Consider the following 21762-nt stretch of genomic DNA (forward strand, 5'->3'; position numbering starts at 1 on the left):
TTCCCTACTCGTAGCGCAGGGCTTCGTTGGGGTGGATGCGCGAGGCGCGGCGGGCCGGCAGGTAACCGGCGATGCCCGCGACCAGGGCCAGCACGACCAGGGCGCCGATGAGCACCAGCGGGTCGTGGGGTGAGAGTTCATAGAGGAGCGAGGCGGCGAAGCGGCCCAGCACCAGGGCCGCGGCCAGGCCGATCAACGCGCCGATCAGGGCGATGCGAGCGATCTGACGCATGACGCTCGAGGCCAGTTCGCCCGGCGAGGCGCCCAGCGCCATCCGCAGGCCGAGCTCACGGGTTCGCTGGGTCACCGAGTAGGACAGCACGCCATACAGACCGATCGCCGCCAGGAAGGTGGCCAGCAGGGCGAAGCCGGTCGACAGCAGACCGACGAAGCGCTCCAGGAAGACGTTCTGCTGAACGATCGTATCCATCGTGTAGAGGTTGTCGACGGGCAGGTTCGGGTCGAGCCGGGAGACCAGCTCGCGGATCGAAGCCATCATCTGCTCCGGCGGCAGTGCCGAGCGCGCGTAGTAGGTCATGAAGGGAATGCCCCGGTTCTGGCGGTTGGGCAGGTAGTAGAGCGGGATCATGCCGTCGCGCACGTTGGCGTAGCGGGTGTCGCCGACCACGCCGACGATCTCGATGTTCAGGTCCTCGGTTTCGCCGATGGCCATGCGCTTGCCGACGATCGGTGGCGTCAGGCCGAACTGCTCGGCAAAACGCTGATTGACGATGGCGACACGGGGTGTATCGAATCGATCGCTGGATTCGAAGCTGCGCCCGGCCAGCAGGGGAATTCCCAGGGTTTCGAAGTAGTCGAGGCCGATTTCGTTCAGGGCGACGTTGGAACTGGAATCCGGGCCGGGCTCGAAGCCTTCCACCGACACGTTATTGGTCCAGTTGCTGTCGTCGATCAGCGGCACCATCGATGAAGTCGCCGACAGGACGCCGGGCAGATTGCCGAGCTCCTCCTCCAGGCGCTCGTAGAGCTGCAGGGTCTGCTCCTGCGAGTAGCCGTTGCGGGTCGGTGAGACGCCGAAGGAGACCACCGACTCGATCTGCATGCCCAGATCCGCGTTCTGCAGGTTGTGCAGGCTGCGCGCGAACAGGCCCGAGGTGATCAGCAGGGTCACGGACAGGGCGATCTGGATCAGCACCAGCAGGTTGCGGAAACGCGCCAGGCCACGCCCGCCGCCGGGTTGACCCGCCTGCGCGCGGAGCACCATCGCCGGCTGGACCCGAGCCGCGTGCCAGGCCGGCGCCAGGCCGAAGATGAGTACCGCAAGCAGGGTGCAGAACAGGGCGGCCCCCAGGACGGCCGGTGAGATGGTCAACACCACGGTGGCGGCGGCAGGGGGTGGGAGGATGCTGCCGATCAGGGCCAGCGTGGCGCCGGCGACGACCACGCCGAGCAGACCACCCAGGATGGCAAGCAGAACCGATTCGGTCAGCAATTGCACCAGCAGGCGTCCGCGGGTGGCGCCGATCGAAGTGCGTACGGCCAGCTCGGCGGATCTCGAGGCACCCCTGAGCAGCAACAGGTTGGCGACGTTGACGCAGGCGATCAGCAGCACCAGGCCGGATACCGTCAGCAGCATGGACAGGGGGGCGCTGCTGTCGCGTCGGACATTGCTCTGACCCAGTTCACCGGGCTGCAGCTCGAGGGGGCGCGAGACGAAGCGCGCCAGCACGTCCTCGGGCATGCTTTGAAGCGGCGCTTCGATCTCTTCGAGGATGGCGCGATAGCGGGCCTGCAGGATGTCGCTGGCCTGCTCGACGCTGACGCCTGGCGCCAGGCGGCCGAAGGCATAGACCCAGTAGCTGCGGCGGTCCTCGTGTTCTTCGGGCAGGCGCGGTTGCAGCAGCCAGCGCAGGGTGATGGGGACATAGACGTCCGGTGAATTGCCCAGGGTGGTCCCCCTGAAACCGTCCGGTGCGACGCCGACCACTTCCAGGCTGATGCCGTTGACGATCAGATTGCGACCCAGGATGTTCGGGTCACCCCCGAGCTCGTTGACCCAGAAGCGGTAGTCGAGCACGGCGACCCGGCGCTCGCCGATCGTCCGGTCGTCGTTCTCGTCGAGCAGACGACCGAGCGCGGGTTGGATGGCCAGGGTCGGGAAGTAGCTGCCGGTCACCTGCAGGCCGAAACCGCTGGTCGTCACCCCGTCGAAGGCGAAGTTGGCACCGAAGCCGCGATGCCCGGCCAGGCCGCTGAACACGCCTTCGACCTGCTGCAGATCGCGCAGCATCGGGTAGCTGAAGGTGGCCTGGCTGCCGCCCGGGGTCGAGGTCGAGACCGAGCCATACTTCGGGCCCGGGGATTCGAGGTTGACCAGGCGCTCCGGGGCTGGCACCTCGATCGGCTCGATCAGCATCTGATGGAACAGCGAGAAGATCGCCGCATTGGCACCGATCCCAAGGGCCAGGGTGATCACGACGGCCAGGGCGAAGCCCGGACGCTTGAGGAGCTGGCGCAGGGCCATGCGGATGTCGGTCAGAAGCGGCATGCTGGGTCTCCGGGTCGGGGGCGGCGAGGATCAGGCGTCGGCGGCGGCGGGTTTGCGAGCGGCGATCTGCTGCTCGATCCGCTGTTCCTCTTCGCGGCGCAGGCGATCGAGGGTCTCCTCGTCGACCACGCGGCCGTCGAACAGGTGGATCTTGCGCTGGGCGAACTCCGCATAGCGCGGATCATGGGTGACCATGCAGATCGTCGACCCGGCCCGATGCAGCTCGTCGAGCAGCGCCATGACCGCTTCGCCATTGCGCGAGTCCAGGTTTCCGGTCGGTTCGTCGGCCAGCAGGATCGCCGGCTTGCCGACCAGGGCCCGGGCGACGGCGACGCGCTGCTGCTGCCCGCCCGAGAGCTGGGCCGGGTAGTGCTGCAGGCGGTGCGCCATGCCCACCCGCTCGAGGGCCTCGATGACGCGCTGCTTGCGCTCGGCGCGGCCGATGCCTTCGCGGTAGGTCAGCGGCAGCTCCACGTTCTCGAAGACAGTCAGGTCGCCGATCAGGTTGAAGGCCTGGAAAATGAAGCCGATTTCCTGATTGCGCACGCGCGCTCGATCGGCGGCGCTCAGGTTCTGCACCGAGGTCCCGTTGAGGGTGTAGGTGCCGCTGCTGGCCGTGTCGAGCAGGCCCAGGATCGACAGCAAGGTCGATTTGCCGCAGCCCGAAGGACCGGAGATCGACACGTATTCGCCTTGCCGGACATCGAAATGGATACCGCCGAGGGCGTGGGTCTCGACTTCGTCGGTCAGGAAGACCTTGGTGATGTCCTCGAGATGAATCAATGCGTTGTTGTGATCGTTCATGGTCTTGTCCATTTGGAAGGTGTGTATGGGCGCCTTTACTTGCCGAACCAGCGCAGCACGATGACGCCCGGCAGCGGCCAGACCCAGGGTGCGTGGTGGCTGGTCTGTTCGAGCAGCCAGCACAGGATCGGGATCAGGTCGGGCAGCATCGTGGCGTTCACTGCAGGCGGATCCGGTCGAATTCATCCCAGGCCGAGGTGTCCGAGAGGATCACTTCGTCGCCGGGGTTCAGGCCCTGGCGAATCTCGATGACGTTGACCGAGCTGCGACCCAGCTCCACCGGCACGCGCACGGCGCTGCCGTCGCTGGGGTCGATGCGGAACAGGCGGACCGTCGACTCGGGCTGGCCGTAGGCCGGGCGGCGGACGTAGAGCACGTCGTCGAGCTGTTCGATCCGGATCGTGCCGTCCACCGACAGGTCGGGGCGGGCCCCGGCCGGCAGCGGGCCGGTCAGCTCGACGTCGACCTGGACCGTACCGTTGGCGACGCGCGGGTCGATGCGGATGACCCGGCCCGGCACGATGCCGTTGCGGGTGTCCACCTCCACCGTCTGGTCCAGCTGTACGTCCTTGGCCTGGGTTTCGGGGATGCGAAGTTCTGCCAGCAGCGTGTCGGGCTGGGCAACGCGGGCGATGTTCTCGCCCGGGGACAGGCGCTGACCGGCCTCGACGCTCATTTCCTGCAGCACGCCGTGGATGCCGGCGGTGACCTGCAGGGCGGCCAGCTGGGCTTCGCGGTAGGCCGCGATGTCCGCGAGCTGATCGATACGGGCCCGCGCGGCGCGCAGCTGGGCTGCCACGGAGTGCTGGAACTGCGCCGTGCGCTCCTGCTCGATGGCCAGGCGTTCCTGCAGCTGGTCGGCGCGCAGCACGCTGCGCTGGTACTGGATGCGCGGCAGGATGTCTCGCTCGAGCAGCTCGGCTTCGGCTTGCACCTGCAGGCGCGCGCTCTCGGCTTCGGCCCGCACTTCGGCCAGGGTGGCGCGCTGGTCCAGGGCTTCGCTCTGCAGGCGGACTTCCAGGGCGGCGAAGTCCGCCTCGGCGGCGATGACTTCCGAGCGCGCTTCGAGCACCTGCTGGCTGAGCGTGGGATTGCTCATTTCGACCAGCACCGTGTCGGGCGTGACGGCGCCGCCGGGCCGGACCAGTACGCGATCGACGCGGGCCTCGGTGGTGGTGGCGATCCAGCGAATCTCGCGCGGCACCAGGGTGCCGGGGCCGCGCACCTCGCGCACCATGTCGCCGCGGCGAACCGTGTCGGTCCAGACCGTGGCCCGGTCGACGGCCGGGGCGGCCGGCTCGAGGAGGCTCAGTCCGGCGACGAGCACGACGGCCAGTACGATGGCGAGGGAGACCCAGAGGATCTTCAGTTGGCGCTTGCGGCGCTTGAGTTCGGGGCGATGAATGTCCATGCCCAGAGCAAGCAACTACCGTGCCAGTTCGGTCCGGGTGAGATTATCTTATTGAAAGCAATGAGCTTTCCTGATTTTTCGATGGATCCGGTCCGGTTTGTCCGGGTGCCCGTCCGTTCGATTCCGGGATGCTTCGTCCCGAAATCGAACACTGGAAACCGGACAAGCTCAGTCCTTCTGCCCTTCTCGCTTGAGACGAGCCTTGGTGCGTCGCCCCTTCTTCTCGAGCATCGGGCGCATGAAGCGGCCGATGCTCGGGAACAGGTAGGTCAGCGTCGTCAGGTAGCCACTCAAACGCGGCATGGGCGCATCGCGTCGTCCGTCGCCGATCAGCTTGATGATCTCTTCGGCCACCTGCTCGGCAGTGACGATCGGCTGGGAAAAGGTCAGATCGCTGACCGCATCGATGTCATCCATGATGAAGCCGGTGTCGATCGGGCCGGGGGAGACGCAGGCGAACTTGATCCCCGAGCCGTGCAGTTCTTCGCCGAGAGCCATGCTGAAGGCGCGCAGGCCGAACTTGCTCGCCGAGTAGGCCGCCGAACCCGGCACCGGCGTTCGCCCGGCCAGCGAGGCGACCTGGATCACCGCCGGCGTCTTCGCCTCGCGCAGCAGCGGCAGAGCCAGACGGGTGAGCTGGATGGGGGCCTTCAGGTTCACGTCGATCATCCGGCCGAGGTCCTCGACAGAGACCTGCTCGACCGGGCCGCGCGAATGGAAGCCAGCGTTGTTGATCAAGACGTCGACACTGCCGAAACGCTGGCGCGCTCGCTCGAGGGCGGCGGAAAAGCCATCGAGGTCGGTCACGTCCAGGGCTTCGATGGCCAGGCGCTCCGGTGATCCGAGTTCCCCGGCCAGCGTCTCCAGGCGCTCGCGGCCACGAGCGATCAGCACCAGGTTGGCGCCGCGCTCGAAGCAGGCTCGGGCGGTGGCGGCCCCCACGCCCAGGGAGGCGCCGGTGATGACGACGGTGCGTTGATTCAGGTCGGTCATGATGCGCTCGATGCTCTCGAAGGGGGACGAAGGAAGGTCCACACTGTACTCGACGGTTCGCATGGCGACCATCAACGGCGATTTTGCCGTTCGATTATTGCCGCTGAGCGTCTCGGAATGCTATACTTAAGCGGATTTGCAGGGCGCTAAGCACGATGCGCCTTGTTTTCGCTTCGCCACCGGTTACGGGGGGCAGGCGGCAGACAGACGGCAATGCACACGCGAGGCGGACATGCACGAGGCCCACTTTGCCAAGACCATTGCCTGGTTGCTGCGCGTCCAGGCCCTGTTGTCCGGAGCGGCAGCCATCCTGTTTGCCTTGATCGGCGGCCTCGAGCAATCGCTGGCGGCCTTGATCGGCGGCGCCATCGGGATCGTGCTGACGGCAGTGACCGCGCTGCGCGTCGGCCTGAGCCTCGGCCAGGATGCGAAAGCCATGATCGCGGCCTTCTACCGCGCGATGGCCTTCAAGCTGGCGCTGGCGGTGATCCTGTTCGTCATCGTGGCGAAGTGGTTTGCCGGGTATTTTGGCCCGGTCTTGGTTGGATACGTGGCCACGGTGGTGGCCTACTGGCTGGCCATGGGGCGCCTGGCGCACATGAGTCCAGGTTCGGAACACCAGAATTAGATTGCTGAAGGGACAGTTCGATAACGTCATGGCTAGCGGCACTCCGTCACCGAGCGAATACGTCAAGCACCACATCACCAATCTGAGCTACGGCGAAGGCCTGTGGACGATCCACGCCGACACGCTGTTCTTCTCGGTGGTGCTGGGGCTGTTCTTCCTGTTCTTCTTCATCCTGGCGGCTCGCCAGGCGACGGCCGGCGTGCCTGGAAAGCTGCAGAATTTCGTCGAGATGCTCGTCGACTTCGTCGACAACTCGGTCAAGGACAGTTTCCACGGCCCACGCCAGTTCGTTGCGCCTCTGGCCCTGACGATCTTCGTCTGGGTCCTGTTGTGGAACATCATGGACATCATCCCGGTGGATTACCTGCCGCTGCTGTCCTACAAACTGTTCGGCCTGGAGTACACCCGTGTCGTGCCCTCAGCCGACATCAACGGCCCCTTCGGCCTGTCGATCGTGGTGTTCTTCCTGATCCTGATCTACTCGGTCAAGGGCAAGGGTCTGGGTGGCTTCGGCAAGGAGCTGCTGTTCCATCCCTTCGGCAAGAACCCGATCCTGTGGCCGGCCAACATCCTGCTGAATATCGTCGAGTTGATCGCCAAGCCGGTCTCGCTGGCGCTGCGACTGTTCGGCAACCTGTACGCCGCGGAAATGATCTTCATCCTGATCGCCCTGCTGCCCTGGTGGATCCAGTTCATCCCGGGTGGCGCCTGGGCGGCCTTCCATATCCTGGTCATTCCGCTGCAGGCATTCATTTTCATGACGCTGACGATCGTGTATCTGTCGCTGGCGTATGAAGAACACTGATCTTCATTAACAACCGTCATCAACCGCTCTAACCAAGCACAACACCGTTAGGAGACTCAACGTGGAAACCATTGCTCTTATCCAGGCCAATACCGCCATCGCCGTCGGCTTGATCTTCGCTTTCGCCGCGCTCGGCACCGGCATCGGCTTCGGCCTGCTCGGCGGCAAGTTCCTGGAAGGCGCCAGCCGTCAGCCGGAACTGGCAGGCATGCTGCAGGTTCGCATGTTCATCATCGCCGGTCTGCTCGACGCCCTGTCGATCATCGGCGTGGCCTTCGCCGCCCTGCTGCTGTTCGCCAACCCGCTGCTGTCTGCCGTCACCGGCGCCTGATCCCGCGGGTATACCGTTCCACCAACACTACGACTTGTAAGGTTTTGCTATGGACTTGAGTCTAGGCACCATCATCGGGCAAGCCGGGACCTTCCTGGTGTTCATTCTGGTCACCATGAAATTCGTCTGGCCGCCGTTGGTCCAGGCCATGGAAGAGCGTCGGCAGAAGATCGCCGAGGGTCTGGCCCAGTCTGAAGAAGCAGAGAAGGCGCTGGATATCGCCAAGGCGGAAGCCGATGAGGTGATCCGTGAGGCCCGCCGCAAGGCCGGTGATATTCTCGAGCAGGCCAGCCAGCGTGGTACCCAGATCGTGGAACAGGCCAAGCAGGACGCTCTGGCCGAGCGCGACCGCCAGGTGGCTGCCGCCGAGGCCGAGATCCGGCAGGCGACCAACCAGGCCCGTGAAGCCCTGCGCGAGCGCCTGTCCGAACTGGCGATCTCCGGCGCGAGTCGTGTCATCGAGAAGGAAATCGATGCCGGCAAGCACCGGGACATGCTCGACAAACTGGCCGCGGAACTGTAAGCCATGCTGAACCGAACCACTCTGGCTCGGCCCTATGCTCGTGCCGTGTTCGAGGTGGCCCGCGATGCGGGCCGCCTGGCCGAATGGAGCAACAGCCTGAGCTTCGCCGCAGCGGTGGCCTCCAGCCCCGACATCCAGCAGTTCAGCGGCGACCCGCGGGTCGGCCGCGAGCAGCTGCTGGCGCTGATCATGGACCTGGGCGGCGATCGCTTCGACGAGTCGATGGCCAATTTCCTGAAGGTGCTGATGAACTACGACCGCCTCGAGCTCCTCCCCGAGATCGCGGCCCAGTACGAGTTCTATCGCCGCGAAGCCGAAGCACGCCTGAAGGTTCAGGTGTCCTCGGCGATGCCGATGAGCGACGAGGAAAGCGATCGTCTGGTCGAGCGCCTGAAGGCGCGCTTCGGTCGTGACATCGACCTGCAGGTGGATGTGGACGAGTCCCTGATCGGAGGCGCGGTGATCCGGGCCGGCGATCAGGTCATCGACGGCTCGGTACGTGGCCGTCTGGAACAGCTGGGGCGCCAGCTCGCCCGTTAGTCCCGTCGGCCGTAAGGGCCGAACGGAACACATTGGGACCCGAATTTTTGTCAAGGATTGCAAACGATGCAACAGACCCTCAACCCGACTGAAATCTCCGAACTGATCCGCAAGCGCGTCGAGCAGTTCGAAGTCTCCTCACAGGCCCGCACCGAAGGCACGGTGGTCAGCGTGTCCGACGGCATCTGCCGTCTGCACGGTCTGGCCGACGTGATGCAGGGCGAAATGATCGAATTCCCCGGCGAGACCTACGGCCTGGCGCTCAACCTCGAGCGCGATTCGGTCGGTGCGGTGGTCATGGGTGAATACCAGCACATCAAGGAAGGCGACACGGTGCGTTGTACCGGCCGCATCCTGCAGGTGCCGGTCGGCGAAGGTCTGCTGGGTCGCGTGGTCGATGCCCTCGGCAACCCGATCGATGGTAATGGCCCGATCGAAGCTGCCGGTTCCGAGCCGATCGAGAAGATCGCCCCGGGCGTCATCACCCGTCAGAGCGTCGATCAGCCGGTTCAGACCGGTCTGAAGTCCATCGACGCCATGGTGCCCATCGGTCGTGGCCAGCGCGAGCTGATCATCGGTGACCGCCAGACCGGCAAGACCGCCGTCGCCATCGACGCGATCATCAACCAGAAGGGCAAGGGCATCAAGTGCATCTATGTCGCCATCGGCCAGAAGGCCTCTTCGGTGGCCAACGTGGTGCGCAAGCTCGAAGAGCACGGCGCGATGGAGCACACCATCGTGGTTGCGGCCAACGCGTCCGAGTCGGCGGCCCTGCAGTACATCGCCCCGTACGCCGGTTGCGCCATGGGCGAGTACTTCCGCGATCGTGGTGAAGACGCACTGATCGTCTATGATGACCTGACCAAGCAGGCCTGGGCCTACCGTCAGGTGTCCCTGCTGCTGCGTCGTCCGCCGGGCCGTGAAGCCTACCCGGGTGACGTCTTCTACCTCCACTCGCGTCTGCTCGAGCGCGCTGCTCGCGTCAACGCCGACTACGTGGAAAAGCACACCAACGGTGAGGTGAAGGGCAAGACCGGTTCCCTGACCGCGCTGCCGATCATCGAAACCCAGGCCGGTGACGTGTCGGCCTTCGTTCCGACCAACGTGATCTCGATCACCGACGGCCAGATCTTCCTGGAAACCGACTTGTTCAACGCAGGCATCCGCCCTGCCATCAACGCCGGCCTGTCGGTCTCGCGTGTGGGTGGTGCGGCCCAGACCAAGATCATCAAGAAGCTCGGCGGCGGTGTCCGCCTGGCCCTGGCCCAGTACCGTGAGCTGGCGGCGTTCTCGCAGTTCGCTTCCGACCTGGATGAGGCCACCCGCAAGCAGCTCGAGCGCGGACAGCGCGTCACCGAGCTGATGAAGCAGCCGCAGTACTCGCCGCTGTCCGTGGCCGAAATGGCCGTGTCCCTGTTCGCCGGCAACGAGGGTTATCTCGATGATCTGCCGCTGAACAAGGTGGTCGACTTCGAACGCGCCCTGCTCGATTACATGCGCAACAGCCATGGCGAGCTGCTGGAGACGATCAACTCCACGGGTGACTGGAACGACGAGCTGGCCGGCAAGATGAAAGCCGCGCTGGACGACTTCAAGGCCACCGGCAGCTGGTAAGACGCGGCCGAACGGGGTGGCGCGGATCCTCTGCCCGCCCCGAACGCGCTCCGCCCGAGACAGAATGCAAGGAATTTAGGCGCATATGAGTGGATCCAAGGAAATCGTCGGCAAGATCAAGAGCGTCCAGAACACGCGTAAGGTGACGCGTGCGCTGGAGATGGTCTCGGCCAGCAAGATCCGCAAGGCCCAGGATCTGATGAATGCCTCCCGTCCCTATGCCCGGATGATGAAGCAGGTCATCGGTCACCTGGCCCATGCCAACCCGGAATACAAGCACCCGTTCACCGTCGAGCGCGAAGAGGTCAAGCGCGTCGGTTACGTGATCGTGGCGACCGACCGCGGGCTGTGTGGCGGGCTGAACAACAACATGTTCCGCAAGCTGCTCGGCGAATTCCGTCGCTGGGAAGAGCAGGGCGTGGAGGTCACCACGGTCATTATCGGTCGCAAGGCCGCTCAGTTCTTCCGTCGCCTGAAGGTCAACATTTCCGCCGCCACCCAGGATCTGGGCGAAAAGCCGCGGCTGGAAGACCTGATCGGTTCGATCAAGGTGGTGCTCGATGCGTACCGCAACGAAGAGCTGGATCGCCTGTACGTCTGCTACAACCACTTCGTGAACACGATGACGCAGCAGTCGACCTTCGATCAGCTGCTGCCGCTGCCGGCCACCGAAGACGAGCCGATGCTGCAGTACTGGGATTACCTGTACGAGCCGGATGCGGAAAGTCTGCTCGACGACGTGCTGACCCGCTACATCGAGTCCCTGGTCTACCAGGCCACGCTCGAGAATCTGGCCAGTGAGCATGCCGCCCGTATGGTCGCGATGAAGAGCGCGTCGGACAACGCCTCCAGCCTGATCGACGATCTGAAGCTCGTGTACAACAAGGCGCGGCAGGCAGCGATCACGCAGGAAATCTCCGAGATCGTCGGTGGTGCCGCCGCCGTCTAAGGCGCGCTGGCCCGAGAGTTTGCTAGGACATTGAAAGTACCGGTCGCGACGAGCGAAACGCCGCGGCCCCCAAAAAACCGAGGAATAGCCCAATGAGTTCCGGAAATATCGTTCAAATCATCGGTGCCGTGGTCGACGTGGAGTTTCCGCGTGGCGAGGTGCCCAAGGTCTATGACGCGCTGAAGGTCGACGACACCGACATCACGCTGGAAGTACAGCAGCAGCTGGGCGACGGCGTGGTCCGGACGATTGCCCTCGGGACCACCGATGGCCTCAAGCGCCATCGCACCGTGAGCAACACGGGTGCCCCGATTCAGGTGCCGGTCGGCAAGAAGACCCTTGGCCGCGTGATGGACGTGCTGGGCAACCCGATCGATGAGGCTGGCGATATCGGTGCCGAAGACCAGTGGTCCATCCACCGTTCCGCTCCGTCGTTCGAGGACCAGGCCGCCAGCAACGAGCTGCTGGAAACCGGCATCAAGGTCATCGACCTGGTCTGCCCCTTCGCCAAGGGCGGCAAGGTCGGCCTGTTCGGCGGCGCCGGCGTGGGCAAGACCGTGAACATGATGGAGCTCATCCGTAACATCGCCATCGAGCACTCGGGCTACTCCGTGTTCGCCGGTGTCGGTGAGCGTACCCGTGAAGGGAACGACTTCTACCACGAGATGAAGGACTCGAACGTCCTCGACAAGGTGGCCCTGGTCTACGGCCAGATGAACGAGCCGCCGGGTAACCGTCTCCGCGTCGCCCTGACCGGCCTGACCATGGCCGAGTACTTCCGTGACGAAGGCCGTGACGTCCTGATGTTCATCGACAACATCTACCGCTACACCCTGGCCGGTACCGAAGTGTCGGCGCTGCTGGGTCGTATGCCGTCGGCCGTGGGCTACCAGCCGACGCTGGCCGAGGAAATGGGTGTCCTGCAGGAGCGCATCACCTCGACGAAGACCGGCTCGATCACCTCGATCCAGGCCGTCTACGTCCCGGCCGATGACCTCACGGACCCGTCGCCGGCAACCACCTTCGCTCACCTCGACGCCACCGTCGTTCTGTCGCGTAACATCGCCGAGCTGGGCATCTACCCGGCCGTCGATCCGCTCGACTCGACCTCGCGTCAGCTGGATCCGCTGGTCGTCGGTCAGGAGCACTACGACGTCGCGCGCAAGGTGCAGGGCACCCTGCAGCGCTACAAGGAGCTGAAGGACATCATCGCCATCCTCGGCATGGACGAACTGAGCGAAGAAGACAAGCTGACCGTCGCCCGCGCGCGCAAGGTCGAGCGCTTCTTCTCGCAGCCGTTCTTCGTCGCCGAAGTCTTCACCGGCTCGCCGGGTGTCTACGTGCCGCTGAAGGAGACCATTCGTGGCTTCAAGGGCATCGTTGAAGGCGAATACGATCACCTGCCCGAACAGGCCTTCTACATGGTCGGCACCATCGACCAGGCGGTCGAGAAGGGTGAAAAGATGCTCGAAAAAGCGGCCTGAGGACGCGCTTCGCGGCCGCTGGCGGCGTTTTCGCGGCGGCCCGAGTGCTCATGGACTGGAGTCCATTCCGCGCTCGGTCCTTGCTCAAGCCTTGCCAGCAGCCACGAATCACGCCCTCAACCCATGGTTGGGGGCATCGAGTAAAACGGAGTTACTAGAAGATGGCATCGACTATTCATTGCGACATCGTGAGTGCGGAATCGGAAATCTTTTCCGGTGATGCGGCCATGGTGGTCGTCAGCGGTGAGGAAGGTGAACTGGGTATTGCGCCCCGTCACGCCCCGCTGCTGACCCGTCTGCGGCCTGGCCAGGTGCGGGTGATGCTGCCCGACGGTGGTGAGGAGTTCTATTACATCTCCGGCGGTTTGCTGGAGGTTCAGCCGCACGTGGTCACGGTGCTGTCCGATACGGCCGCTCGCGCCGGCGATCTGGACGAAGCCGCCGCGCTGAAGGCCAAGGAAGAAGCCGAGAAGGCGATTGCTGATCGTTCGGCCGGGATGGAGGTCGCTCAGGCGCAGGCTCAGCTGGCCCAGGCCATGGCCCAGCTGGCCGCGCTCGAAAAATTCCGGCGGCAGCTCAAGCGTTGATCTCGCGAATTCTTGCAGTTGCAGAAAGCCCGGCTTCGGCCGGGTTTTTTTGTGTTCTGACTTCATCTCGGTCCCTCCGCGCTGGGTGAAAGGGCTGAAATGCGTGATTCACATCACGAATCAACCCGATCCTCAGTACGAGTAATTGCATCCAAGCTCATGTAATGCTTATGCTCTAGGCCGTTGCCTTGACATTTCTCTCACGTCAGGCGGCAAGGGGGCGAACGCCTGATCGCGTTCGTCAGCATTCAGCAAGCCAGTTACAAAGGGGGTGGCCGGTGATCCGGTCTGCCATGGTCCGTTCCCAAGCATCCCCTCTGGCCGGCTTGATGGCCCAGTCCATTCCGGACAGGCCGACGGCATGGAACTCAGAGATCGATGAAGCACAGCACCCATAAGTCCCGTTCGCGCGCCGGCAGCCGCCTGCGCGGTCTCTCCTTCGCCTGGTTCGCCTTGCTCCTGCTGCCGCTAACGGCGTTGGCACAGGACGGGGGGGATGCTGCTTCGCCCGGCGTGGAACGCTTGCCCTACTACGTAAAGTTCGGCGCGGGACGATCCAATCAGGTCGATCGGGCCGTTCGTGATCTGGGCGGTGAGGTGACGCATCGCTTCGATCGCCTGGACACGGTGGCGGTCATGCTGCCGGCGCGGGCCATCGATGCGCTGGCCGGTCGCTCGGATGTGAAGTTCATCGAGCCCGTTCCGGAGCATCGTATCCAGGCCCAGGTCGTGCCCTGGAACATCGATCAGTACCAGGCGCGTGATATCTGGGACCGCAACCGCGACAACGTCATCGACGCCGGCGCGCCCGATGGGTCCGGCATGCGTTTCTGCATCATCGACACCGGCTTTCTGGCGGCCCATGATGATTTCCAGGGCATTACCGTCTCCGGTGTTTCGCAGATCAACGGCGAAAGCTGGACCGAAGACGGCGATGGCCACGGAACCCATGTGGCGGGAACGGCCAACGCAGTGATGAACAACATCGGTGTGGTGGGTGCCATGCCGGGTGGCGCGGAACTGATCATCCTGAAGGTCTTCAGCAACGCCGGGGGCTGGGTGACCGGGCAGTCCAATCTGGGCGCGGCCGCCCAGACCTGCCGTGATCTCGGCGCCAATGTGCTGAGCATGAGCCTCGGGGGAGGGTACAGCGCCACGGAAGAAGCCATCTTCCAGGACCTGTACGACAATTTCGGGATTCTCAACATCGCGGCGGCCGGCAACGACGGCAATACGGCGCAGAGCTATCCGGCAGGATACCCCTCGGTGATCTCCGTCGCCGCCATCGATGAAGGGGAAGTGGCTGCGGACTTCAGCCAGTATCCGCCCACGGCCTTTGATCCCAACAATCCGCCGGCCAACGTCGAATGGGACGTGGTCGAGCTGGCCGGCGGCGGCGTCAACGTGCTTTCTACCTATCCTGCCCCCAACGGTGAAGTGCCTGCCTATCAAGCCATCGGCACCCAGACCTGGGATGGCGGGCACATCGATGAGGCCGGTTTCGGTGATGAAACCGGCATCCTGGTCGATGGCGGGCTCTGTCTGGCCGGCAGCGGCGATGCGAGCTGGAACGGGCGCATCGTGATCTGCGAGCGTGGCAGCGTCGCGTTCTCCGAAAAGGTCAATGAGGTCAAGGACAATGGTGGCCTGGCGGCCATCATCTACAACAATGTCGCCGGCGGTTTTGCCGGCACCTGTGGCGGTGGCTGCACCACCCCGCTGATTCCGGCCATCAGCCTGAGCCAGGCGGCGGGTCAGGCATTGATCGCCGATGATCTCGGTAGCTCGGTCAACGTCATTGCCAATGACGGGTCGGGCTGTGTCGGCTGCACCGGGGGATACGCCTTCCTGAGCGGTACGTCCATGGCCACGCCGGGCGTGGCGGCGGCCGTTGCCCTGGCCTGGGACGCCTGTGGTGGTCCGAGTACGGTCACCAACAAGCAGATCCGCCAGTTGCTGCGCGATAGCGCACGCGACCTGACCGGCACCAAGCCTGGCAGCGGTTTCGTCTACGGTGCCGGCTATGACCAGGTCACCGGTTGGGGTCTGGTCCAGCTGGCTGACGCCCGTGAGCTGGGCAATCAGCGCTTCGGAGGCGCCTGTCCGATCGGTCTCCAGGTCACCCCGCCCCAGGTGGAGGTCTGTGCCGCCGACGGAAGCACCGATTTCACCGTCACCCTCGACGATCAGTTCCTGGGCAGCGCGACGCTGAGCGCGTCCGGCAACCCCGCCGGGACCTTGGGCGGCTTCACCCAGAACCCGGTGGTTCATCCGGACAAGGACACGGTCTACACCCTGTCCGGACTCGGATCGGCGGCCGGCGGCAGCTACACGATCAGCTTCACGGCGACCGATGACAGCGACCCGGGCAACACGGCCGACGGACAGGCGGTGCTGGATCTGTTCAGCGCCGCGCCCACCGTCGGGACGCTCACCGGTCCGGCCGATGGAAGCACTGGGGTCGTCCTGCGCCCGACCCTGAGCTGGACGGCGGCCAACGAGGCATCCACCTACGAGCTGCAGATCTCGACCTCACCGACCTTCGATACGATCGCCTACAGCGCAACCGTCGAGGGAACCAGTCATGCGGTGGGCGCGGACCTGAACCAGTCCACCCTCTACCACTGGCGAGTTCGAGCGACCAATGTCTGCGGCAATGGCGGCTGGTACAGCGCGTTCAGCTTCACCACCACCGCCCTGGTCTGCACCACCATCGCCAGTACCGATGTACCGAAGAACCTGACCGATGCCAGCGGCGGTGGCAACCCTCGCAGCACCACCTCCGTGCTGACCACGACGATCACGGATCCGATCGACAGCATCAACGTGATCGGCCTGGAGGGGACGCATACCTGGATCAACGACCTGCATTTCGATCTGAGCAGTCCTGGTGGCACGACCGTTCGCATCATGGACCGGAGCTGCGCCGGTCAGGATAATTTCCTGCTGAGTCTCTCGGATTCCGCTTCTCCGGGCGCCTGGCCGTGTCCGCCCACGGATGGCGGCACCTACCAACCGAGCAACCCGCTCGCCGCCTTTGCTGGAGAAGTGCCGTCGGGCACCTGGACCCTGACCATCACGGACAACGTCCGTCAGGACTCCGGCACGCTTGAGGCCTGGGCTTTGGAATTCTGCGTCATCCCGGCCGTGACGGTCGATCCGACCACCACGACCATCAACTCGATCTCGCCGGCAGCCAGTCAGGCCGTCGGCCAGGCCTATACGGTGGACGTCTCCGTTGCCGGAACCACGCCGACGGGCACCATCACCGTCAGCGACGGCACGGACAGCTGCCTTATCACCCTGCCGGCCGGCTCCTGTGACCTGACCTCGACGACGACCGGGGCCAAGACCATCACGGCCGACTACTCGGGCGACGCCGACGATGCGCCGAGCAGTGATTCCGTTGCCTACGCGATCACCGCGGCAGCGTCGACCACCACGATCACCTCGGTCAATCCGCCCGTCTCCTCGCCCTACAACACCAGCTATACGGTCAATGTTTCGGTGAGCGGCTATTCCCCGACCGGCACGATCCTCGTCGAAGACGGTCAAGGCGCCACCTGCAACATCGTGCTGCCCGCGACGTCCTGCGCCATCGCCTCGACCTTCATCGGGCCGATCACCCTGCTGGCGACCTATCCGGGCGATGCGAACAACGGTGCGAGTTCCGACACTGAGCTCTATGAGATCACGCCGATTCCGGCGACGATCACCCTGGCCGATCTGACCACGGTGTATTCGGGCGGGCCGCAAGGCGCGACGATCACGACCAATCCGCCGGGCCTGGCCTTCAGCGCGACCTACGATGGTGGCGGGGAGCCCACTGCAGCGGGTAGCTATGCCTTGGATGTGCTGATTACCGAGCCGGGCTACACGGGCAGTGCGAGCGACACCTTCACGATCACCCCGGCGTCGGCCACGGTGACGATCTCGAACACCAGCCAGGTCTACGATGGCAGCCCGAAGCCGGTAACCGTCACCACGAATCCGGCGGCGATTGCCTACACCGTGACCTATGCCGGTAGCCCAACCGCCCCGAGCGCCGTGGGGAGCTACGCGGTGGTGGCCACGGTCACCGACCCGAATTACACGGGCAGCGCGAATGCAACCCTGGAAATCACGGCGGCGGCATCGACGACCACCATCGATTCGATTGCACCGGCAGGCAGCCAGACGGCCGGTCAACCCTACACGGTCAGCGCCAGCGTGACGGGCGCCTCCCCGAGCGGCAGCATCCTGATCAGCGATGGGACGGACAGCTGTGTCATCGCGGCACCCAGCGGCAGCTGTGATCTCGTCACCGCCACGCCAGGAACCGTCACCATCACCGCGGACTACACCGGCGATGCGGGGAATGCGCCGAGCAGTGACTCGACCAGCTACGACATCACCGCCTCCCCGACCACGACGTCAATCGTGGCCATTGCCCCGGCCGGCAGCCAGACTGTGGGCCAGGCCTATACGGTCAGCGTCAGTGTCAGTGGCGGCTCGCCCACGGGCACGATCACGGTCAGCGACGGCAGCGACAGCTGCGTCATCGCCGCACCGAGCGGCAGCTGTGATCTGACCTCGACCACGACGGGCAACAAGACCATCACAGCGGATTATTCCGGTGATGCAGACGATGCCCCGAGCAGCGATTCGACCGCTTATATCGTCTCGACGGCCGTGAGCAGTACGGCCATCACCTCCATCAATCCGGCCGGCTCTTCGGCCTACAACACGGCCTATACGGTCAGTGTGGCGGTCGGCGGCTACAATTCGACCGGAACGGTGGTCGTGGACGACGGCAACGGCGTCACATGCAACATCGTGTTGCCGGCGGCCTCCTGTCAGCTGGTTTCCACAGTGGTCGGCGCAACCACGGTCTCGGCCAGCTACCCGGGCGATGCCAACAACGATCCGAGCTCGGACGCGGCGCCTTATGAGATCACCGCGATTTCGGCGACGATCACCCTGGCCGATCTGAGTCGGGTGTTCAACGGTGGCGCCCAGGGTGCGACGATCACGACCACCCCACCGGGCCTGGCGTTCACGGCGACCTACAACGGTGGGCCTGAGCCGACCAACGTGGGCAGCTACGCGCTGGAGGTGACGATCACCGAGCCGGGCTACAGCGGCAGCGCGAGCGATACGTTCACGATCACGCCGGCGACGGCGACGGTGACGATCGGCAACACCAGCCAGGTGTTCGACGGCAATCCGAAGCCGGTGTCGGTGACCACGACCCCGCCGGGTCTGGTGACGACCGTGACCTACGACGGCAGTCCGACCGCGCCGAGCGCGGTGGGCACCTACGCGGTCGAGGCGACGGTGGACGATCCGAACTGGACGGGCACGGCGTCGGCCACTCTGGAGATCACGGCGTCGAGCGCGACGATCACCCTGGCCGATCTGAGCCGCGTGTTCACCGGTCTGGCGCAGGGCGCGACGATCACGACGAGCCCGCCGGGTCTGGCGTTCACGGCGACCTACAACGGTGGGCCTGAGCCGACCAACGTGGGCAGCTACGCGCTGGAGGTGACGATCACCGAGCCGGGCTACAGCGGCAGCGCGAGCGATACGTTCACGATCACGCCGGCGACGGCGACGGTGACGATCGGCAACACCAGCCAGGTGTTCGACGGCTCACCGAAGCCGGTGTCGGTGACCACGACCCCGCCGGGTCTGGTGACGACCGTGACCTACGACGGCAGTCCGACCGCGCCGAGCGCGGTGGGCACCTACGCGGTCGAGGCGACGGTGGACGATCCGAACTGGACGGGCACGGCGTCGGCCACTCTGGAGATCACGGCGTCGAGCGCGACGATCACCCTGGCCGATCTGAGCCGCGTGTTCACCGGTCTGGCGCAGGGCGCGACGATCACGACGAGCCCGCCGGGTCTGGCGTTCACGGCGACCTACAACGGTGGGCCTGAGCCGACCAACGTGGGCAGCTATGCGCTGGAGGTGACGATCACCGAGCCGGGCTACAGCGGCAGCGCGAGCGACACGTTCACGATCACGCCGGCGACGGCGACGGTGACGATCGGCAACACCAGCCAGGTGTTCGACGGCAATCCGAAGCCCGTGTCGGTGACCACGACCCCGCCGGGTCTGGTGACGACGGTGACCTACGACGGCAGTCCGACGCCGCCGAGCGCGGTGGGCACCTACGCGGTCGAGGCGACGGTGGACGATCCGAACTGGACGGGCACGGCCTCGGCCACGCTGGAGATCACCGCCGCCACGGCAACGATCACCCTGGCCGATCTGAGTCGGGTGTTCAACGGTGGTGCCCAGGGTGCGACGATCACGACGAGCCCGCCGGGCCTGGCGTTCACGGCGACCTATAGCGGTGGGCCTGAGCCGACCAACGTGGGCAGCTACGCGCTGGAGGTGACGATCACCGAGCCGGGCTACAGCGGCAGCGCGAGCGATACGTTCACGATCACGCCGGCGACGGCGACGGTGACGATCGGCAACACCAGCCAGGTGTTCGACGGCAATCCGAAGCCCGTGTCGGTGACCACGACCCCGCCGGGTCTGGTGACGACCGTGACCTACGACGGCAGTCCGACGCCGCCGAGCGCGGTGGGCACCTATGCGGTCGAGGCGACGGTGGACGACCCGAACTGGACGGGCACGGCCACGGCCGCGCTGGAGATCACGGCCGCGACCGCGACGATCTCGATCACGGACACGAGCCAGGTCTACGACGGCAATCCGAAGCCGGTGACGGTGACGACGACCCCGCCGGATCTGTCCACGACGGTGACCTACGATGGTGGGGCCACGGTACCGACGGACGTCGGTTCCTACGCCGTGGAAGTGACCGTGGATGACCCGAACTACACGGGTACGGCTTCCGACACGCTGGAGATCACCGCGGCGACCGCGACGATCTCGATCACGGACACGAGCCAGGTCTACGACGGCAATCCGAAGCCGGTGACGGTGACGACCACGCCGCCGGGCCTGTCCACGACGGTGACCTACGATGGCGGCGCCACGGTGCCGACGGACGTCAGTTCCTACGCCGTGGAAGTGACCGTGGATGACCCGAACTACACGGGTACGGCTTCCGACACGCTGGAGATCACCGCGGCGACCGCGACGATCTCGATCACGGACACGAGCCAGGTCTACGACGGCAATCCGAAGCCGGTGACGGTGACGACCACGCCGCCGGGCCTGTCCACGACGGTGACCTACGATGGCGGCGCCACGGTGCCGACGGACGTCGGTTCCTACGCCGTGGAAGTGACCGTGGATGACCCGAACTACACGGGCACGGCTTCCGACACGCTGGAGATCACCGCGGCGACCGCGACGATCTCGATCACGGACACGAGCCAGGTCTACGACGGCAATCCGAAGCCGGTGACGGTGACGACGACCCCGCCGGGTCTGTCCACGACGGTAACCTACGACGGCGGCGCCACGGTGCCGACGGACGTCGGTTCCTACGCCGTGGAAGTGACCGTGGATGACCCGAACTACACGGCGACGGCTTCGGAGACCCTGGTGATCACCCAGGCCACCACAGTGGTCTCGATCGACGCGGTTTCGCCCGCGGATCAGCAGGCCGCCGGTCAGAGCTACACGGTGACGGCGTCAGTGACCGGCGGTCAGCCGACGGGCCTGGTGACGGTCGACGATGGCAATGGCGAGAGTTGCACGATCGCCTTGCCGGCGACCAGCTGTGACCTGATCTCGACCGTGGTCGGTCCGACCACGCTGACGGCGGACTATCCGGGCGATGCCAATCATGCCGCCGGCAGTGACTCGCTTCCTTATGAGATCGTTGCCGGCGAGGCGGCCACCGTGGCATTCACGGTTCAGGCTTCCGACGTCCTGGTCGGCGCGATCATGGCGCCGGCCGTGGTGGTCGACGTGCGGGATGGCCAGGGTAATCCGGTGGCCGATGGAACCCCGGTCGCCCTGTCGCTCGGGAACAATCCCGGCGGCGCGAACCTGGGTGGAACGGTCTCCGTGACGACCGTGACCGGCGTCGCGAGCTTCGACGACCTGACGCTGGACAGCTCGGGTATCGGCTACACCCTGGTGGCGACGTCCGGGACGGCATCGTCGACGAGTCAGGCCTTCGATGTGACTGCGCCTGCCCTTCTGGAGGTCAGCCCGCCGCTGATCGATTTCGGTGAAGTCGTCGTTGGGTCGAACTCGAACGTTCAGCTGGTGACCTTGGGCAACGGGGGAGATCTCCCGCTCGAGGTGTCGACGATCAGCTCGGCTGCCGCACCCTTCGAGTTGATTCCGGGGCAGACCAGCTGCACGAGCGTGCCGTTCGAATTGAATGGTGGCGAGCAGTGCCAGCTGGCCTACCGGTTCAGCCCGACGGCGACCGGACCTGCCGATGTGGCGATCGCCGTGCTCAGTGATGCCGGGGACGAAGGCGTGCTGCTGCAGGGGGTCGGGGCCACCGATGCCGTGTTCGACGATCGTTTCGAAGCGCCAGCTCCGGATTCGGTCGACTAGCCAGTCCAGTGCATGGTCGGGGGCATCCCGGGAATCATTCCGGGATGCCCCCAAGCCGGAGTTCCGATCGGTGCGATCGTTCGCGAGTCTCCGGCACTCGAGT

At 65.2% G+C, this 21762-nt stretch carries 15 protein-coding genes; 10 read left to right on the plus strand and 5 right to left on the minus strand.

Annotation, left to right across the window (positions count from 1 at the left end; all coding sequences use genetic code 11):
* Positions 1–4 precede the first annotated feature (4 nt).
* The 5 genes from WM2015_RS00675 to WM2015_RS00690 all read right to left on the minus strand — a co-directional run bounded on the left by WM2015_RS00675 (position 5) and on the right by WM2015_RS00690 (position 5780).
* Entirely contained in the window at positions 5–2509 is a 2505-nt protein-coding gene (locus WM2015_RS00675; protein WP_049724236.1) for an ABC transporter permease, read from the minus strand.
* Positions 2510–2539: 30 nt separating this feature from the next.
* The gene (locus tag WM2015_RS00680) at positions 2540–3313 is read right to left on the minus strand and encodes an ABC transporter ATP-binding protein (protein ID WP_049726914.1); all 774 of its coding nucleotides are present in this window, start codon (positions 3311–3313) and stop codon (positions 2540–2542) included.
* Positions 3314–3348: 35 nt separating this feature from the next.
* On the minus strand, positions 3349–3474 hold the full coding sequence (locus WM2015_RS16310; RefSeq protein ID WP_260319120.1) for a hypothetical protein: 126 nt from the start codon (positions 3472–3474) through the stop codon (positions 3349–3351).
* Entirely contained in the window at positions 3471–4724 is a 1254-nt protein-coding gene (locus WM2015_RS00685) for an efflux RND transporter periplasmic adaptor subunit (protein ID WP_156200727.1), read from the minus strand. Before WM2015_RS00685 ends, WM2015_RS16310 begins: the two co-directional genes overlap by 4 nt.
* Before the next feature lie 168 nt (positions 4725–4892).
* A complete protein-coding gene (locus WM2015_RS00690) occupies positions 4893–5780 on the minus strand; it encodes an SDR family NAD(P)-dependent oxidoreductase (protein WP_211260946.1) in 888 nt (295 codons plus the stop codon).
* A 169-nt stretch (positions 5781–5949) separates the two neighbouring features.
* Here WM2015_RS00690 and WM2015_RS00695 point away from each other — a divergent pair, with 169 nt between their 5' ends.
* From WM2015_RS00695 to WM2015_RS00740, 10 genes are all read left to right on the plus strand, one after another.
* On the plus strand, positions 5950–6345 hold the full coding sequence (locus WM2015_RS00695) for an ATP synthase subunit I (RefSeq protein ID WP_049724237.1): 396 nt from the start codon (positions 5950–5952) through the stop codon (positions 6343–6345).
* Positions 6346–6373: 28 nt separating this feature from the next.
* Positions 6374–7150 carry a F0F1 ATP synthase subunit A gene (gene atpB, locus WM2015_RS00700; protein WP_049726917.1) on the plus strand — a complete coding sequence of 259 codons (777 nt, stop codon included), beginning with the start codon at positions 6374–6376 and terminating at the stop codon, positions 7148–7150.
* 61 nt (positions 7151–7211) lie between these two features.
* The gene (gene atpE / locus WM2015_RS00705) at positions 7212–7481 is read left to right on the plus strand and encodes a F0F1 ATP synthase subunit C (RefSeq protein WP_049724238.1); all 270 of its coding nucleotides are present in this window, start codon (positions 7212–7214) and stop codon (positions 7479–7481) included.
* Positions 7482–7530: 49 nt separating this feature from the next.
* On the plus strand, positions 7531–8004 hold the full coding sequence (locus WM2015_RS00710; protein ID WP_049724239.1) for a F0F1 ATP synthase subunit B: 474 nt from the start codon (positions 7531–7533) through the stop codon (positions 8002–8004).
* Positions 8005–8007: 3 nt separating this feature from the next.
* Positions 8008–8544, plus strand: coding sequence for a F0F1 ATP synthase subunit delta (locus WM2015_RS00715; protein WP_049724240.1), 537 nt, complete (start codon positions 8008–8010; stop codon positions 8542–8544).
* Between the two features lie 66 nt (positions 8545–8610).
* Positions 8611–10158 carry a F0F1 ATP synthase subunit alpha gene (gene atpA, locus WM2015_RS00720; protein ID WP_049724241.1) on the plus strand — a complete coding sequence of 516 codons (1548 nt, stop codon included), beginning with the start codon at positions 8611–8613 and terminating at the stop codon, positions 10156–10158.
* Between the two features lie 85 nt (positions 10159–10243).
* Entirely contained in the window at positions 10244–11107 is an 864-nt protein-coding gene (gene atpG / locus WM2015_RS00725) for a F0F1 ATP synthase subunit gamma (RefSeq protein ID WP_049724242.1), read from the plus strand.
* A 92-nt stretch (positions 11108–11199) separates the two neighbouring features.
* Positions 11200–12591, plus strand: coding sequence for a F0F1 ATP synthase subunit beta (gene atpD / locus WM2015_RS00730; protein ID WP_049724243.1), 1392 nt, complete (start codon positions 11200–11202; stop codon positions 12589–12591).
* Between the two features lie 161 nt (positions 12592–12752).
* Entirely contained in the window at positions 12753–13178 is a 426-nt protein-coding gene (locus WM2015_RS00735; RefSeq protein ID WP_049724244.1) for a F0F1 ATP synthase subunit epsilon, read from the plus strand.
* A gap of 378 nt (positions 13179–13556) precedes the next feature.
* Complete coding sequence (locus tag WM2015_RS00740; RefSeq protein ID WP_049724245.1) at positions 13557–21659, plus strand: MBG domain-containing protein; 8103 nt, start codon at positions 13557–13559, stop codon at positions 21657–21659.
* The last annotated feature ends 103 nt before the right edge of the window (positions 21660–21762 follow it).

It is taken from the genome of Wenzhouxiangella marina (assembly GCF_001187785.1).
Taxonomy (GTDB): Bacteria; Pseudomonadota; Gammaproteobacteria; order Xanthomonadales; family Wenzhouxiangellaceae; genus Wenzhouxiangella; species Wenzhouxiangella marina.